14 protein-coding genes and 3 tRNA genes are annotated in these 15,405 nt (G+C 50.0%); 14 read left to right on the forward strand and 3 right to left on the reverse strand.

All coding sequences use genetic code 11. The features are described from left to right. The first annotated feature begins 32 nt into the window (after positions 1-32). The 5 genes from L2712_RS17795 to L2712_RS17815 all read left to right on the forward strand — a co-directional run bounded on the left by L2712_RS17795 (position 33) and on the right by L2712_RS17815 (position 1,802). A tRNA-Glu gene (locus L2712_RS17795) sits at positions 33-108 on the forward strand. A 109-nt stretch (positions 109-217) separates the two neighbouring features. Beyond that, a tRNA-Glu gene (locus L2712_RS17800) sits at positions 218-293 on the forward strand. A 74-nt stretch (positions 294-367) separates the two neighbouring features. Next, positions 368-443: transfer RNA gene (locus tag L2712_RS17805), tRNA-Ala, on the forward strand. A gap of 281 nt (positions 444-724) precedes the next feature. Beyond that, positions 725-1,195: a GNAT family N-acetyltransferase gene (locus L2712_RS17810; RefSeq protein WP_248978577.1), complete on the forward strand. Its 471-nt coding sequence runs from the start codon at positions 725-727 to the stop codon at positions 1,193-1,195. Positions 1,196-1,301: 106 nt separating this feature from the next. Further along, positions 1,302-1,802, forward strand: coding sequence for a cytochrome P460 family protein (locus L2712_RS17815; RefSeq protein ID WP_033540051.1), 501 nt, complete (start codon positions 1,302-1,304; stop codon positions 1,800-1,802). A gap of 73 nt (positions 1,803-1,875) precedes the next feature. On the opposite strand, the gene L2712_RS17820 is transcribed toward L2712_RS17815, so the two are convergent. After that, on the reverse strand, positions 1,876-3,705 hold the full coding sequence (locus tag L2712_RS17820; RefSeq protein ID WP_033540050.1) for an ABC transporter ATP-binding protein: 1,830 nt from the start codon (positions 3,703-3,705) through the stop codon (positions 1,876-1,878). Positions 3,706-3,934: 229 nt separating this feature from the next. On the opposite strand from L2712_RS17820, the gene L2712_RS17825 reads away from it, so the two are divergent. The 8 genes from L2712_RS17825 to L2712_RS17860 all read left to right on the forward strand — a co-directional run bounded on the left by L2712_RS17825 (position 3,935) and on the right by L2712_RS17860 (position 12,800). After that, positions 3,935-5,449 carry a DNA-3-methyladenine glycosylase 2 family protein gene (locus L2712_RS17825; protein ID WP_248978578.1) on the forward strand — a complete coding sequence of 505 codons (1,515 nt, stop codon included), beginning with the start codon at positions 3,935-3,937 and terminating at the stop codon, positions 5,447-5,449. Then, positions 5,446-6,045, forward strand: coding sequence for a methylated-DNA--[protein]-cysteine S-methyltransferase (locus L2712_RS17830; RefSeq protein WP_248978579.1), 600 nt, complete (start codon positions 5,446-5,448; stop codon positions 6,043-6,045). Before L2712_RS17825 ends, L2712_RS17830 begins: the two co-directional genes overlap by 4 nt. Before the next feature lie 136 nt (positions 6,046-6,181). Continuing rightward, the gene (locus tag L2712_RS17835) at positions 6,182-7,477 is read left to right on the forward strand and encodes a DEAD/DEAH box helicase (protein WP_248978580.1); all 1,296 of its coding nucleotides are present in this window, start codon (positions 6,182-6,184) and stop codon (positions 7,475-7,477) included. A 42-nt stretch (positions 7,478-7,519) separates the two neighbouring features. After that, entirely contained in the window at positions 7,520-7,990 is a 471-nt protein-coding gene (locus L2712_RS17840) for a dual specificity protein phosphatase family protein (protein WP_248978581.1), read from the forward strand. Positions 7,991-8,175: 185 nt separating this feature from the next. Continuing rightward, the gene (locus L2712_RS17845; protein WP_248978582.1) at positions 8,176-9,567 is read left to right on the forward strand and encodes a phospholipase D family protein; all 1,392 of its coding nucleotides are present in this window, start codon (positions 8,176-8,178) and stop codon (positions 9,565-9,567) included. Positions 9,568-9,661: 94 nt separating this feature from the next. Next, positions 9,662-10,555, forward strand: coding sequence for a chemotaxis protein CheV (locus L2712_RS17850; RefSeq protein WP_248978583.1), 894 nt, complete (start codon positions 9,662-9,664; stop codon positions 10,553-10,555). Positions 10,556-10,855: 300 nt separating this feature from the next. Further along, positions 10,856-12,073 (forward strand): serine/threonine transporter SstT, encoded by a 1,218-nt coding sequence (sstT, locus tag L2712_RS17855; protein ID WP_248978584.1) that lies wholly within the window; start codon positions 10,856-10,858, stop codon positions 12,071-12,073. Positions 12,074-12,395: 322 nt separating this feature from the next. Further along, a complete protein-coding gene (locus tag L2712_RS17860; protein WP_033540043.1) occupies positions 12,396-12,800 on the forward strand; it encodes a hypothetical protein in 405 nt (134 codons plus the stop codon). Positions 12,801-12,856: 56 nt separating this feature from the next. Here the strand turns inward: L2712_RS17860 and L2712_RS17865 are convergent, their stop codons facing one another. Continuing rightward, entirely contained in the window at positions 12,857-13,510 is a 654-nt protein-coding gene (locus tag L2712_RS17865) for an RluA family pseudouridine synthase (protein WP_248978585.1), read from the reverse strand. A 210-nt stretch (positions 13,511-13,720) separates the two neighbouring features. On the opposite strand from L2712_RS17865, the gene L2712_RS17870 reads away from it, so the two are divergent. Then, positions 13,721-14,650, forward strand: coding sequence for a M14 family metallopeptidase (locus tag L2712_RS17870; RefSeq protein ID WP_248978586.1), 930 nt, complete (start codon positions 13,721-13,723; stop codon positions 14,648-14,650). Between the two features lie 25 nt (positions 14,651-14,675). Here L2712_RS17870 and L2712_RS17875 read toward each other — a convergent pair whose 3' ends face one another. Continuing rightward, positions 14,676-15,326, reverse strand: a complete 651-nt coding sequence (locus L2712_RS17875; protein ID WP_248978587.1) for a LysE family translocator — start codon at positions 15,324-15,326, stop codon at positions 14,676-14,678. Positions 15,327-15,405: the final 79 nt, after the last annotated feature.

The following is a 15,405-nucleotide window of genomic DNA, read 5'->3' on the forward strand; positions in this document are numbered from 1 at the left end:
TCACTCGGTACAGAGTATAAGGTACCAACAGTGTCCCATTCGTCTAGAGGCCTAGGACACCGCCCTTTCACGGCGGTAACAGGGGTTCGAATCCCCTATGGGATACCACTTTTTTGAGTGGTTGACTGATTAAGTTGACGATTCGATAGCATTGAAGCTTAGCCTACAGGTTTCAATGAGTATTCACTCGCTTACGGAGTCTAAACGTAAGGACGGCGTCCCATTCGTCTAGAGGCCTAGGACACCGCCCTTTCACGGCGGTAACAGGGGTTCGAATCCCCTATGGGATACCACTTCTTATTTTAAGATTTTTTGAAATAAGACATTGTGTTTATTCAGGTTTTACTGTATAGTCACAACCAGTTTCGGGGCCTTAGCTCAGCTGGGAGAGCGCAACACTGGCAGTGTTGAGGTCAGCGGTTCGATCCCGCTAGGCTCCACCAAATAAGCGTTTAGTTACGCGGAAAAAACCACCCAATAGGGTGGTTTTTTTTCATCTGTCATTTACCTTATCCTTCCTTAGATCTACACCGCTGCAATGGCACGAATTTGATTGGCACTCTGATGCCTCAAAATGAGGCCGTCAAATGCCTAGAGAGCAGGAGCCTATCCAATTGCTTGTGTCTCGCCTATTTTCGCCAACTAATCTGCTTTCGCCGAGCGGGGCATAATGTGCCACACTTCAGGAAAATCGTTAACCTGATGCATTAGGGCAATTATGTTGATGTTCATATCTAGAGATCTCGATGTTTTCCAATCAGAATTCGACCTGTCTGAGATTTCAAGTGAACTAGCACGAGACTTTGAGAATTTAGTGTTAGCTGATATCACACAGTGCAAGATTAATGATGTTGAGTATCTTCGTTGGGTAATGGTTGCGGTCGAAGATGAGAGTCCTATTGGTTATTGTTATTTCAGGCACCATATCAAAAAATCAGTCACTTACATCGGTCAAATCTATGTTGATAAAGAAGTAAGGGGGAAGGCCATTGCACGTAAGCTATTGAATATGAGTCTTGATTTTAGTTTTAGCCTTTTACCGAACCAAGTCGAGATCCACTTTACGACAAAGGAGCTTAACGCAAGTAAGTTAGTTGATTTGTTCTTTTATCGTGCGACGAAACAGAAGCGAAATGATAAATTTTTTGATATCAAAGCTACGGCCTTTTCATCCAAGCTTGAACTCGTTACATAATTCCTTTCTTAGATTACCTTCGGCAAAGCTTTCCTATTGAGACTACACTGACACACTAATAGTTAAGCCAGTAATTTGTGCTTTTCGCAACAGAGTGAGTCAGACAATGAAGACAATTCTTTTAATACTGTTATCAGCCGTTTCATTATTTTCATCAAATGGTTATGCAGCTGACAAAACGCCTTTACCTTCCCATGGCATTGACTATCCACAAGGTTGGCAGACTTGGTCAAGCATCGCCGTGTCCCATAGAACCGACAATAATACGGTAAGGGCTATTCTGGGCAATGATGTGGCTATTAAGGCGGCTCGTAGCGGTGAACATTCTCCCTGGCCTGACGGTGCCATTCTGGCCAAGGTGGTGTGGAAAGCGGGTGAATTAGCTCACTGGCCGAAGGCGATAGGGCCTAAAGACTTTGTCCATGCCGAGTTTATGTTCAAGGACTCCGTTAAGTATGCCGACACCTATGGCTGGGGATGGGCGCGTTGGGTTGGCGCCGAGCAGACGCCATTTGAGGGAGGGATGCAGGTGTGTGTCAGTTGTCATACCCCAGTGAAAGACAATGACTGGGTATTCACCGAGCCGGGATGGTTCCCGACAAACTAGCTCAATAGGTTAGGGCGGGTAGCAATGCCTAAGGAACAGGTCCTTAGGCATAGAGTTTGAGATAGCGAAGAACCTAGTCTACACCCAGGAAGCCACCAGTTTGATGGGCCCAAAGCTGGGCGTAAATCCCACCTTGTTTTATCAGCTCCTGGTGAGTGCCTTGCTCGACGATTTTGCCTTGATCTAACACGATCAACCTATCCATGGCGGCAATGGTCGACAGACGGTGGGCAATGGCGATCACCGTTTTACCTTCCATCAGCTGATAGAGACTCTCCTGAATTGCGGCCTCAATCTCGGAGTCGAGCGCGGAGGTGGCTTCATCTAAGAGTAAAATCGGAGCGTTTTTCAGTAGCACCCTGGCGATGGCAATGCGTTGACGCTGCCCGCCAGAAAGTTTTACACCGCGCTCACCGACTTGGGCATCCAAGCCATGGTTGCCCTCAGGATCGCTCAGGCTCTGAATAAAATCATAGGCTTGAGCTTGTTTGATGGCATTTTCCAAGTCTTCCTCAGTGGCGTCAGGTCTTCCATAACGTATGTTGTCGCGGATCGAACGATGCAGCAGAGAGGTGTCTTGGGTCACCATGCCGATGTTTGCTCGCAGCGAGTCCTGATTTACCTCTCGGATATTTTGCCCATCTATGGTGATACAACCTTGCTCGACATCGTGAAAACGCATGAGCAGGTTCACCAGAGTCGATTTACCGGCGCCGGATCGACCCACCAGACCCACTTTTTCACCGGGTTTGATCTTAAGGTTGAGATCTTCTATCACGCCACTGGCTTCGCCATAGTGAAAACTCACCTGTTCGAAGGCGATTTCGCCTTGAGAGACGGTAAGTTGGGCGGCATTTTCTTTATCTTGCACGCTGGTCGGACGCGATAGGGTATTCATGCCATCGGCAACCGTGCCGATGTTTTCGAACAGTGAGCTGATCTCCCACATGATCCATTGAGACATACCGTTGAGTCGGAGCGACAAGCTCACTGCTACGGCGATGGCCCCTATGGTGATGGCGCTGTCACGCCACAGCCAGATGGAGACGGCGGCGACGGTGAAGGCAAGTAAGTAATTAATAACCTGCACGCTGACGTTGATACCAGTGACCAGGCGCATCTGCCGATACACGGTATCGAGGAAGCCCGTCATGCTGTCTTTGGCATATTGGGCTTCTTTTTGGGTGTGTGAAAACAGTTTCACTGTGGCGATATTGGTGTAGCTGTCGACGATACGCCCTGTCATGGTGGAGCGGGCATCGGCCTGTTCGGTGGAGACCTTTTTCAGCTTGGGTAGGAAATAAAATTGCAGGCCGACATAGAGGGCCAACCAAGCCAGCATAGGTAGCATCAAGCGCAGATCGGCATCGGCGATGATCACCAGCATAGAAAGAAAGTAAACTAAGATATAAACCAATACATCCAATAGCTTAGTTACAGTCTCCCGCACTGCTAGCGAAGTTTGCATCACCTTAGTGGCGATACGCCCGGCAAAATCGTTTTGGTAAAAAGAGATGCTCTGTTTGAGCAGATAACGGTGGGCAAGCCAGCGGATCGACATGGGATAGTTGCCCAGCAGACCTTGGTAGACCACCAGAGCATGTAACAGTACCAGAGACGGGATAACCACCAGAACCAATACCGACATCAATAACAACTTGTCACCCTGTTCGGCAAACAGTGTCTCTGGACTGTGGTTGGCCAGCAGATCCACCAGATCACCCATAAAGGCAAACAGTGACACTTCGAGTATCGCCAGAAGGGCGGTGAGTATCGACATCAAGGCCAATGGTAATTCGAAGCCGCGAGTGTAGTGACGGCAAAACTTATAGATGCCGCGCGGTGGCTGTACTGCCTCATCATCTGGTAGAGCAGAAACCCATGATTCAAAACGCTTAAACATTTAAGTCCTTATAAAGTTGAGGGTTATCATCAGACTTGATATGCCTCAATCATATAGTAGCAGCGGGTTGAGTGCGATGTATTGTTACTTAACAGGGCAAGTTAGCATGAGTGCCGTTTTCCGCTAGTATCTGAACTTCTCCTCCATTAGAGTGAGTCTATTCCTATTTAAATGAGCCTAACTCAGTGACATTGCAATGTGATTTTAAGCGATCTTTAGGGTACTCCATATGTTAGCCAAGTCAGGCCTAGGCGTGCTACATGATCCCGTCAAAGCGGAGCAATACCGAATTGCTCGTTTGTCCCGAGATGCCAGATTCGATGGGCTTTTCTTTGTCGGTGTCTTCTCCACCGGGATCTATTGTCGACCTATCTGTCCGGCTGTGCCCGCCAAAGAGGCTAATGTCAGGTATTTCGCTGATGCTATCTCGGCGGCGCAGGCAGGGCTAAGACCCTGCTTACGTTGCCGACCCGACAGTGCCCCCGGTTCCAACCCTTGGCTTGGTACGCAGACGAGTCTTAATCGCGCGCTCAATTTGATTAATGCCGGTGTCTTAGCTGGGCCGCAGGCGATCTCAATGAGCGCACTGGCCGAGCGTTTAGGCATAGGCGAGCGTTATCTGCGCCAGCTGTTTCAGCAATCCTTAGGAACCTCTCCCAAGCAATATGCCCTCTATCAGCAGTTGATGTTTGCCAAACAGTTGCTGCATCAGACTCAGATGCCGATCACTCAAGTCGCTTTTGCCGCTGGGTTTAATAGTGTCAGACGTTTTAATGAGATCTTTCGAGAGCAGCTGCAATTGACCCCGAGCGAGATCCGCAAAACTGGAGCAAAGGCGCCGTCGGCTAAACAGGGATTGACCTTAAAACTTGCCTATCGGCCGCCCTATGACTGGACGCATCTCAGGGATTTCTACACCCAGAGAATGGTTCCCGAGATGGAATGGATTGATGAGCAGAGCTATGGGCGCAGCTTTACACTGAATGGCGTTAGGGGTCATTTCACCGCCAAACACAGTGAAGAGGAGGCCTGCTTTTATGTGGAGATTCATCTGGCAAGGGCGGAAGATCTCAGGGAGTTAAAAGGGATTGTCAGCCATATTCGTCGCCTATTAGATCTCGACGCGGATCCTCTCACCATAGGCGATAGACTGAGCGGCTTAGGGGCTGCCTTGCCCAAGGTGCAAGCCGGAATGCGTATTCCCGGTGTCTGGTCACCCTTTGAGGCAGCGTGCCGAGCCATATTGGGTCAACAGGTGAGCGTCACCCAGGCGGTTAAGCTGTTGGGACAACTGATTGCCGACTATGGCGAGACGGTAACCTTGGGTGAGCGCACACTACGCCTGTTTCCGCAGCCAGAGCAACTAAGTGGTGCCAGCCTGGAAGGGCTGAAGATGCCGGGAGTGCGAAAAGAGGCGATTCGGGCGCTGGCGACATTTGTGGCTAAAGCCCCCGAGGCGGATATCGAGTCCTGGCTGCAGATAAAAGGCATTGGCCCCTGGACATTGGATTATGTGCGCCTGCGAGGGTTGAGCCTGCCTGATGTGCTACTTAGCAGCGATCTCGTGGTCAAACAACAGCTTTTGCTGAACTTGCCTGGGTCATGGCCGAGGCAAGCGTGTGAAGACCCTAAGGCGGTGAAAAAACAAGCTCAGAAATATTATCAAGAGCTGAGTCATCAATTGGCGCAAGAGGTTGCGCCCTGGGGCAGCTATCTCACCCTGCAACTATGGAATCAACAATGAGTGCACATAACCCACAACTTGAATACACGCCCCTAAGCCGCAACTTTGGTCTTGCTGGCGATCAGGCTTTAGCGCAAAAAGTGCTCCAGACCCCCCTTGGCCGCTTGAGTCTGGCTGCCAATCAGTTTGGTCTGTCACACCTAAGCTTTCTGCCTGAAGAAGACGACGGCTTTGTCGCTCGCCCCGTGAGTCTTATCACGGCTAGCGAGCAGGAACAGGCCAGGGCCGAGGCGCATCTTAAGCAGGCAGAGGAGGAGTTGGTGGCCTATTTTGCTGGTCAACTGAAAGCCTTTAGCGTAGCGCTGGCGCCTGTGGGGACGGCTTTTCAGCATCAGGTGTGGCAAGCGCTGCTGACTCACCCCTTTGGCCAGGCCGCCAGTTATAGCGACATCGCCAATGCCATAGACAATCCCAAAGCTGTGCGTGCCGTAGGCAGTGCTAATGGTGCCAATCGTATCGCCATCATCATTCCTTGCCATCGTATTATCGGTAAAGGGGGCGCCTTAACCGGCTATGCCTATGGGCTGACGATCAAGCAAAAACTGCTGACGCTAGAGGCTAATATCGCAAGCCTTGAGTCAGATCTTGGCCGCTAGCGCCTGGTTGGCTGATGTGACCAAGGTGATATCGCAAATATAATCTGATAAAGATGATGCGCTAAAGATTAGGTGTTGTGGGCCAATCTTAGGTACAATAGTCGGCTGTATTTTGTATTGGTAGCATACTTTTATCATGACCCCATCCGCTCCTTCAGAACTGCCCGTGTCGACGGTTGAATTTAGCCAGTTGAATTTGGTTAAGGCATTACAAGCCAGGCTGAATCACCTTGGCTATCAAAAGGCCACGCCCATTCAGGCCAAGGCGATCCCCGCCATCCTAGCCGGACGTGATCTGTTGGCCGGCGCTAAGACGGGGTCGGGTAAGACGGCGGCTTTTGCCTTACCTTTATTGCAAAAGCTAGCTGGGCAAAGGGCTAGCGGCGGTAATCATGTCAGTGGGTTGGTGTTGGTGCCGACCCGTGAATTAGCCCAGCAGGTGGCTGACAGTTTTATCAGTTACGGAGGTGAACTGGCTCCCCGGGCGAAAGTGGTCGCCGTTTTTGGTGGCGTTTCTATCAATACTCAGATGCTGACGCTGCGCGGCGGCACAGATATTTTGGTGGCGACTCCTGGTCGTCTGTTGGATCTTGTCTCTAGCAATGCGGTTAACTTATCTCAGCTTAAGGCCCTGGTGCTTGATGAAGCCGACCGTATGCTCAACCTGGGTTTTACTGAAGAACTCGCCGAGATCCTAAAGCTTTTACCTAAGCAGAAACAGACACTGCTGTTTTCGGCGACCTTTCCTGAAGAGGTGCGAGAACTGACCAGCGCACTGTTGGTCGACCCTGAGGTGATTGAACTGCAAGATGAAGAGCGCGCCGATATTATCCAGCGCGTCTATACGGTCAATCGTAGCAGTAAGACGGCATTGCTGGCCGAACTGATTAAGACTCGTGAGTGGCGTCAGGTATTGGTGTTTGCCAGTGCCAAGCGTAGCTGTGATCACCTGGCGCAGAAACTGGCCAAGCGCGGCATTAGCGCGCAAGTCTTCCATGGCGATAAGGCCCAGGGGACCCGAAGCCGTGTACTTGAGGATTTCAAAAGCGGCGAGACAACCGTGCTGATCGCCACAGACATAGCGGCGCGCGGCATCGATATCGACAAGTTACCTGTGGTGATTAACTTTGAGCTGCCACGTAGCCCCGCAGATTACATGCATCGCATTGGGCGTAGTGGTCGCGCAGGGGAGCAGGGGGAAGCCATTTCGCTGATCAGCCACGATGAATATCATCATTTTTCTGTGATAGAAAAGAAAAATAAGCTACGTCTCCCAAGAGAGCAGTATGCAGGCTTCGAGGCCGACGACGAAGCGCCGCAAGATTGTCCATCACGCCAAGGGAAGCCTGTGGCAAAGCCCGCCGGAACCGGTAAAAAAAAGCGTAAAAAGTTACCAAAGATCAATGACGGGATCTGGAAGAATCCGTCATAGTATGCGGCGTTTAATGGCAGATATTGAGAAAAAGTAGGGCGTATGCAGCAGCTGTTTTGGTTAGTAGAAGGCGTGATTGCCGGTCGTTGTGGCCCGAATTTGATCCAGTGGGATCTCGGGCAGCTTAAGGCTGAGGGGATCGATGCGATTTTATCGGTTAACCAGGGGGAACTCTGTGATCCCGAAGAGATGGCTAGGCTGGACCTTCGCTACGCCTGTATTCCTCTATCGGAGAATATTCCACCTCAAGAGGGCGACCAGGCGTTATGTGTGGCCCAGTTGCCCAAGGCCCTGGCCTTTATCCGCGAGTGTGAGGCTCAAGGCTTAACGGTTATGATTCACTGCCGCTCAGGCAAAGACAGAACCGGCCTACTGATGGCCTATTATCTGATGGAAAATGGCGCGGCGCCTTTGCACGCGGTAAGTCAGGTTCGAGCCGTACGCGATATCGCCTTTAATTCAGACGGGTGGGATCAATTTGTTTATGATGTTTTATATGCTTTACAGGCGTGATACTAATACCTATGTTATAGCCTAGGCGCTGATATCAAAAGGTTTTACAGGACGTTATGAAATTCTCAATGGTAAAAAATAGCCTGGTTTTATTCTTTATATTGGCAATGTCTGCTTGTAGCAGCTTGCCACCTCCCCATCCGGTAACACCGAGTTATAAACTTGAGACGCCAGATAATTCCCCGATGACGCGATATCTGACCGATGATTTGTCGGCGCATCCAGGTAAAACCGGTATCTTACCTCTCTCCTCTGGTGTCAATGCTTTTGCTGCGCGTCTTGCCATCGTCAAGTCTGCGCGTACCAGTATCGATCTGCAATATTATATCTACCATAACGATGAGACCGGCCGCCTGTTGAGCTGGTATCTGATCGATGCCGCCGAACGCGGGGTGCGGGTGCGGGTGCTGCTCGATGATCTCACCACTAAAACCTTGGACGATGCCCTGATCCTGTTGGCGAGTCATCCTAATATCGAGATCCGTTTGTTCAACCCGTCCTATGAGCGCACCTTCAGAAGTGTGGCGATGTTGACTGGATTTTCACGCCTTAATCATAGGATGCACAATAAATCGCTCACCGTAGATAATCAGATCACCATTGTCGGCGGGCGCAATATAGGAAATGAGTATTTTTCCAAGAACAGCGATGTAGATTTCGGCGACTTTGATCTTTTGACCATAGGTGCAGTGGTGGATCAGGTATCGGACCAATTTGATCTGTATTGGAATAGCGAGCAGGTGGAGAGCATTACGAATCTGGTGCCAGCGGCGACCAGCGAAATGCATCAGGCCGCAGCTAAAACTATGGCCACAAATAAACAAAATTTTGTTCACGATGAGTACCTAGAGCGACTCGAATTCAGTGAACTTGTAAAACAGATCACCCAAAAAGGGATTCCCTGGTATTGGGGGGATGCCGAGCTGATTTTTGATCCACCCCAGAAGGCAAATAGCGAGTCTCAACAAGAATGGCTGCTCTCTGATCTCGGTGAGTTTCTTGCTCAGGCGAGAAAAGAGGTATTGATTGTATCACCCTATTTTGTGCCAACTGATTCAGGCACTCAGGCGTTGATTAATGCCGCTAAGCGAGGTATCGCGATCACTGTCGTCACTAACAGTTTAGCGGCTACAGATGTGCTGGCGGTGCATGCAGGCTACAAACAGTATCGTCAGCGTCTGCTGGAAAATGGTATCGCCTTGTATGAGGTAAAAGTCGATATCAATCGCCGTCCCAGTGCCTGGAAAGGCAGTTCGCGCACGAGTCTGCACGCCAAAACCTTTATTTTGGACCAAAAGTCGGTGTTTGTTGGCTCTTTTAATTTCGACCCGAGATCCGCTTGGATCAATACAGAGATGGGGCTGATAGTCGAGCAGAGCGAGTTTGCACGCGAAGTGGTTTCCTCTATCGAGCAATCCCTTAAGCGCAGCAGTTATCGTTTGGCCCTGCAGGGGGATGAGTTAATCTGGCACGATGATTTTGACGGTAAGATCTATTACGCCGATCCCGATGCCAGTTTCTGGCGCCGTTTTATGGCAGACTTCATCGGTCTATTGCCGATAGAGTCTCAGTTGTAGAGATAAATTATCAAGCCTTGAGCATCGTCAATTTAATCAGGCTGTGCTAGGGTTAAACTCATCGATAAATAAACATAAGAATGTCGGTAAGATTATGAAAAGTAAGGCGAGCCAATCTCAAGGGTTGCTGTTGTTCCGCTTGTCGCATACTCAGCTGTTTGCCCTGGGAACCTTGAAAATTCGTGAACTGGTTCCCTATACCAATCTCAGCGCCATTCCCCAATCCCATCCCGCCATTCTTGGCGCTGCGACCGTGCGGGGCCATACTATTCCCATTATCGATATGGCCGCCGCCGTGGGCTATGCGCCAATCACCCAAGAAGAGCGTGCCAACGCTTATATCATTATTACCGATTGCCAACGCATGGTGATGGGTTTTCTGGTGCGTAGCATAGATAAGATCATTGAGTGCAATTGGCGCGATATTGAATCGCCGCCAGAGAACTTGGGCAAGAGTGCTTTTCTAACGGGGGTGACCCGTGTCGATGATAAGTTGGTGCAGCTCTTGGATGTTGAGCTGCTATTGTCAAAGATATTTCCTGCTAATCCTGCAGCCCAGCGCGCTATCTTAACCGACGTGCAGCGAGAGATCTTAAAGCCACTGAATATTCTGCTGGTGGATGATTCTATGGTGGCTCGCAAACAACTTAGCGATGCGCTGGACAGCATCAATATCCCTTATCTGGTCACGTCAGATGGCCGCGAAGCCCTCTCTATCATGGAACATGCCGCCCAGGAAGGTCGTCCGGTAGATCTCTTGGTGAGCGATATCGAGATGCCAGGCCTTGATGGTTACGAGCTGGCGTTCGAGGTGAAGAACACTCCAGCCTTAGCCGATGCCTATATTATTTTGCATACCTCTCTCTCTAGCGAGATCAGCGTGAGCCAGGCCCATCAGGTGGGCGCAAATGAAGCCTTGACCAAGTTCGATGCCCATGAGTTGATCGAGGCGATGCTCAGAGGGGCTAAGCGGCATCAAGCAGAGTAAAGATTAGATTTTTGTTATGTTTATGATGCTAATGGGTAATATCTAAAACGAAATCACGTCGATTGCTAGACAAGGGAAGGGAGTTTCTATAAAACACAGGATGAAGGAAGTTTAACCTTGCGCTGGCCCTGTGTTTGAAAGTGTGTCTTCGCTCGATTGCGCTCTCGTCTGGCTTGTATGGCAGGTAGATGAGCGGTAATTGAGAATACAAATATGATAATGAAGACTGTTCATCTCGACAAACACTGGCTGTGATCAGCAAGCGTTAAAACACAATTAATTATAATGACAGGTCAATCAATGAATCAAAATCGTTCTTTATTTGCCAAATTGGCAGATGGCAGCTTAGTGCTGCAAATTATCTTGGGGATTATTGCCGGTGTGGTGCTTGCGAGTATGTCACCTTCATCGGCGCAAAGTGTCGCTTTCCTTGGTGATCTGTTTGTCGGCGCGTTAAAAGCGATTGCTCCTATTTTGGTTTTTGTTCTGGTAGCGGCATCGATTGCTAATCAGAAGAAGAACACTAAAACCAATATGCGGCCTATTGTCGTCCTTTATCTGTTCGGTACCTTTGCCGCTGCGATTACCGCTGTCACCATGAGTTTTCTGTTCCCGACCACGCTGGTATTAGTGAGCGGTGCAGAGGGAACGACCCCGCCAGAAGGGATTGGTGAAGTACTCAATACCTTGATGTTTAAAGTGGTCGATAATCCAGTTAACGCCCTGATGACAGGTAACTATATTGGTATTTTGGCTTGGGGTGTCGGTTTAGGTATTGCGCTGCACCACGCCTCTGAGACTACTAAGACGGTATTTGCCGACGTCAGCCATGGTGTGTCGCAAATGGTACGCTTCGTGATCCGTTTGGCGCCTATCGGTATCTTTGGCCTAGTGTCGAACACCTTTGCCGCAACAGGCTTTGAAGCTATTGCCGGTTACGCTCAACTGCTTGGGGTGCTCCTAGGCTCTATGTTGATTATCGCCCTGATCGTTAATCCACTTATCGTGTGGTTTAAGATCCGTCGTAATCCCTATCCGTTAGTGTTTACCTGCTTACGAGAGAGTGGCGTGACCGCCTTCTTTACTCGCTCAAGCGCGGCGAATATACCGGTCAACATGGCCCTGTGTGAGAAGTTAGATCTGCATGAAGATACCTATTCGGTATCAATTCCGCTGGGAGCAACCATTAACATGGCGGGCGCTGCGATCACTATCACAGTGCTGACACTGGCAGCCGTGCATACCGAAGGGGTCCAGGTGGATATTCTGACTGCGATTCTATTAAGTGTTGTTGCGGCGGTATCGGCGTGCGGCGCGTCTGGTGTGGCCGGTGGCTCGTTACTGCTGATCCCCCTGGCCTGTAGTTTGTTCGGCATCTCAAATGATGTCGCGATGCAAGTGGTTGCCGTTGGTTTCATCATAGGTGTGATTCAAGACTCTGCAGAGACGGCACTCAACAGTTCAACCGATGTGCTCTTTACCGCATCGGCCTGCGAGGCGGCAGAAAAACAGGTCTAAGGGATCTGAATCGAAAGACCCAACTGCAGAAAGGAGCCTCGTGCTCCTTTTTTTATGGCGGGTATTCTTCAGCCCAGGTGAATGAACCGATTTGCCACTTCATTGTTCGCTTGTAATATCTTTTCCGCCTAGCGTCTTGAAAAAAATTTGTATTACACTTTACTTAAATAATGCATCAAAAGTGATTTAGATCGCGTTTTTATTTCGCTCCTGGGGTACAATTTCACATAAAGGGACAAGATAATACGGTTTAACTTGTTGGTTTAATATGACTTTTGTTTACAGTTTTGCAACATTTGCGGGTGTTAGAGGTTAAATAAATATGAGATCTGAGCTTAGGGTAATGTTAGACAAAACCTGCGCAAGTGGTTCGCAGTCATTACTTCAAGTTATCGAAATGTCGGTTGTTGAAAAGCGCAAGCGGTTAAATTGGCAGGAGCAAGATATGGATACACGCGAAATTATCGGCCAGTGGATAGATGAACGCCCCTCATTGGGCGACAAGATCACGCTTTACCGTCAGGGCGATAAGCTGTTTTTAGAGACCTGGTACAACGACGGTTGCCATAGCCTAGATGAGATGCAGGCGACTCAGTTGGAACATGGGTTAAAGCTTGAAGACTTAGGTGGCAATCTATTTGGCGAGTATTTCCTGCTGTCGAAAGATCATAACCTGCAGTTTTGCAATAGCGACGAATGCTTCTACACCGCTAAACGAGCGGCATAAATCGTTAAAAGGCGCCAGAGGGCGCCTTTTTTACACTGTCTAAACCTGCCATCGACTTAGAAGGGGTGACGGCTGTAGAAGCTGAGTCGCTTCTGTTTATAGGGGTGGGTAATTCCCAGGTGCTCCGCATGTAGATGTAGACGTGGCGTGGCTGCGATCACCGTCTCATCGCCATAGAAATCATCCCCTAATATGGTGTGTCCCAGTGCTTTCATATGCAGTCTGAGCTGATGTGTGCGGCCCGTGATCGGCTTGAGCTTCACTAGGGTACTATTGCTGCGCCGCTCTAACACTTCAAAATAGGTGGTGGCCGGTTTGCCATCTTCGGCGATCTTTTGTAGCGGTGGCTGCTCACTATCAGCCTTCATTGCCAGCGTAATTTTGCCGCTATCCTGGGCCATGATGCCCTGAACCTCTGCCACATAATATTTCTCTGTCGTTCGATTTTGAAACTGGGTCTTGAGATTAGACTCGGCTTTCTTGTTGAGGGCAAACACCATGATCCCCGAGGTCGCGCAGTCTAATCTGTGTACTAAGATGGCTTCGGGAAAGCGCTGTAACAGACGGTTGATGGCACAATCATGGGTTTCCTCGGCGCGGCCAGGATTAGACAACAGGCCTGATGGCTTATTGAGTATGACGATGTCACGATCCTGATAACGTATATCGAGCCAGGGAATGGCGGGGGGCTGGTAGCTAAAAATTTTCATGGTTTCTCCTCGGCGGCGATCCTAACAAAGATTGTCCGCCGTGCCTATCCCGCTAGCGTCTTCAAGGCGTTGGCTTTTTATCTGGCCGCGATGATTTTTACTCAAGAGTCTCTATCTTGGGGCAAGTTTGGGTATGATAGGCCAAGGTGTCGCAGTGTTGCTAAGGCCGCGCGGCAGAAACAAATACGAAAAGCACGATGGATAAGCATAATGACAAATAAGCAGGGTTATTGGATTGGTGAGGCGGGGAAGCCGTGGGGCGATGCTGAAAAGCTTAAGTGGCGTGAGGCGCAGCAAAAAAAACGTTCTTATGAACAAGAGGTGCTGGCTAAGTTCAGTCAGGTGAGTGAGGCATTTGAAGCCGTGCAGTATGGCGAGCTTAACTATGCTGAGGGGCAATATCCTCTGTTTGGTTTTAAGTCACGTCTTTGGGATGAAAATAAGCCGACAATCTTGGTGACGGGTGGCGTGCATGGCTACGAAACCAGTGGTGTTCAGGGAGCGCTGCGGTTTTTGATCACCAAGGCTGCCGAGTACCGCGAGGATTTTAATATTCTGGTGGCGCCCTGCGTTAGCCCATGGGGTTACGAGACCATCAATCGCTGGAATCCCGAGGCGATTGATCCTAACCGCTCTTTTTATGCCGATAGTCCGGCGCAGGAGTCTCGTGCCTTAATGCAATGGGTAGCGGGTTTTGAATTGTCGCTGATGGCCCATATCGATCTGCACGAGACCACAGACACAGATAACAGCGAGTTTCGCCCGGCATTGGCGGCCAGAGACGCCACAGTGCACAGCAACTGGAATATCCCTGACGGTTTTTACTTGGTAGGCGATAGTGAAAACCCGAACGATGAGATGCAGTCGGCCATTATCAAGGCGGTATCTAAAGTGACCCATATCGCACCTGCCGACGAGCAGGGACGCTTGATTGGTGCGCCCATTACCCAGTTCGGGGTGATCAACTATGCGACCAAGGCGTTGGGTCTGTGCAGTGGTTTTAGTGATGCTAAATACAACACCACCACAGAGGTCTATCCTGACAGTCCCCAAGTTGATGATGAAAATTGCATTCAGGCGCAGGTTACGGCTGTCTGCTCGGCGCTGGATTATATCAAAACTCAGCTCGCCAGCGCTTAATCTGCTCACTAAGGCGTCTCGCCCTTTAGCGGGCGAGGGCGCCTAATAGAATCACTCCTGCCACAAAGATAAATAGCAAGCCCGTCATCAGGTTGATCAACGGTGTGGCACGCTTCATCTTGAGCTGCATCTTGGGATGGGACAGCACCAGGGCAATCAGGCTAAACCAGCCCAGAGAGAGGGCAAATATCATTACTGTGGCAGCCACCTTGGTCGCCAGCGTCACTTCAGGGGTGATCAAGGTGGAAAACAAGGTAATAAAAAACACCAGCGCCTTGGGGTTGAGCAGGTTAGTCGAGACCCCCTGTATAAAGCCTTGGGTGGTACCCAGGCCATGTCCTTGAGTGCTCGTGGGGCTGAGCTTTTGCTCATCTCGCCAGTGTGCGACGGCGGCGCGTACTGCGCCTATACCCATCAAGCCAAGATAACTGGCGCCAATCAACTGCACCGCCATAAAGAGGGTCGGCGAGCTTTTAATGATAAGGCTAACGCCGGTGAGGCTCAGCAATGTGTGCCCTGTGATAGCGACGGCCAGCCCCAATGCGGCTGCGACTGCCGTGCGTCTGTGTTCCTGCGCTGCGAGTTTAACCACCAAGGCGAAATCCGGCCCCGGGCTAGCAAGGGCGACCGTATGTATGATTGCCAGTGAAACCAGTAGTTGTAGTTGTAATTCCATTGTGTGTTTTGACCTTTGGAGATTGGGCTTTATGGTGATACTAGGCTGATTGCGCTTGCCAGGATTGTAAAATATTGCA

The organism is Shewanella marisflavi, from assembly GCF_023283925.1.
Classification (GTDB): domain Bacteria; phylum Pseudomonadota; class Gammaproteobacteria; order Enterobacterales; family Shewanellaceae; genus Shewanella; species Shewanella marisflavi.

What these genes read in the sequence shown, in the direction of transcription:
- L2712_RS17810 (WP_248978577.1), top strand. Translation starts at nt 725, where the DNA reads ATGTTCATATCTAGAGATCTCGATGTTTTCCAATCAGAATTCGACCTG.
- L2712_RS17815 (WP_033540051.1), top strand. Translation starts at nt 1,302, where the DNA reads ATGAAGACAATTCTTTTAATACTGTTATCAGCCGTTTCATTATTTTCA.
- L2712_RS17820 (WP_033540050.1), bottom strand. Translation starts at nt 3,705, where the DNA reads ATGTTTAAGCGTTTTGAATCATGGGTTTCTGCTCTACCAGATGATGAG.
- L2712_RS17825 (WP_248978578.1), top strand. Translation starts at nt 3,935, where the DNA reads ATGTTAGCCAAGTCAGGCCTAGGCGTGCTACATGATCCCGTCAAAGCG.
- L2712_RS17830 (WP_248978579.1), top strand. Translation starts at nt 5,446, where the DNA reads ATGAGTGCACATAACCCACAACTTGAATACACGCCCCTAAGCCGCAAC.
- L2712_RS17835 (WP_248978580.1), top strand. Translation starts at nt 6,182, where the DNA reads ATGACCCCATCCGCTCCTTCAGAACTGCCCGTGTCGACGGTTGAATTT.
- L2712_RS17840 (WP_248978581.1), top strand. Translation starts at nt 7,520, where the DNA reads ATGCAGCAGCTGTTTTGGTTAGTAGAAGGCGTGATTGCCGGTCGTTGT.
- L2712_RS17845 (WP_248978582.1), top strand. Translation starts at nt 8,176, where the DNA reads ATGACGCGATATCTGACCGATGATTTGTCGGCGCATCCAGGTAAAACC.
- L2712_RS17850 (WP_248978583.1), top strand. Translation starts at nt 9,662, where the DNA reads ATGAAAAGTAAGGCGAGCCAATCTCAAGGGTTGCTGTTGTTCCGCTTG.
- sstT (WP_248978584.1), top strand. Translation starts at nt 10,856, where the DNA reads ATGAATCAAAATCGTTCTTTATTTGCCAAATTGGCAGATGGCAGCTTA.
- L2712_RS17860 (WP_033540043.1), top strand. Translation starts at nt 12,396, where the DNA reads ATGAGATCTGAGCTTAGGGTAATGTTAGACAAAACCTGCGCAAGTGGT.
- L2712_RS17865 (WP_248978585.1), bottom strand. Translation starts at nt 13,510, where the DNA reads ATGAAAATTTTTAGCTACCAGCCCCCCGCCATTCCCTGGCTCGATATA.
- L2712_RS17870 (WP_248978586.1), top strand. Translation starts at nt 13,721, where the DNA reads ATGACAAATAAGCAGGGTTATTGGATTGGTGAGGCGGGGAAGCCGTGG.
- L2712_RS17875 (WP_248978587.1), bottom strand. Translation starts at nt 15,326, where the DNA reads ATGGAATTACAACTACAACTACTGGTTTCACTGGCAATCATACATACG.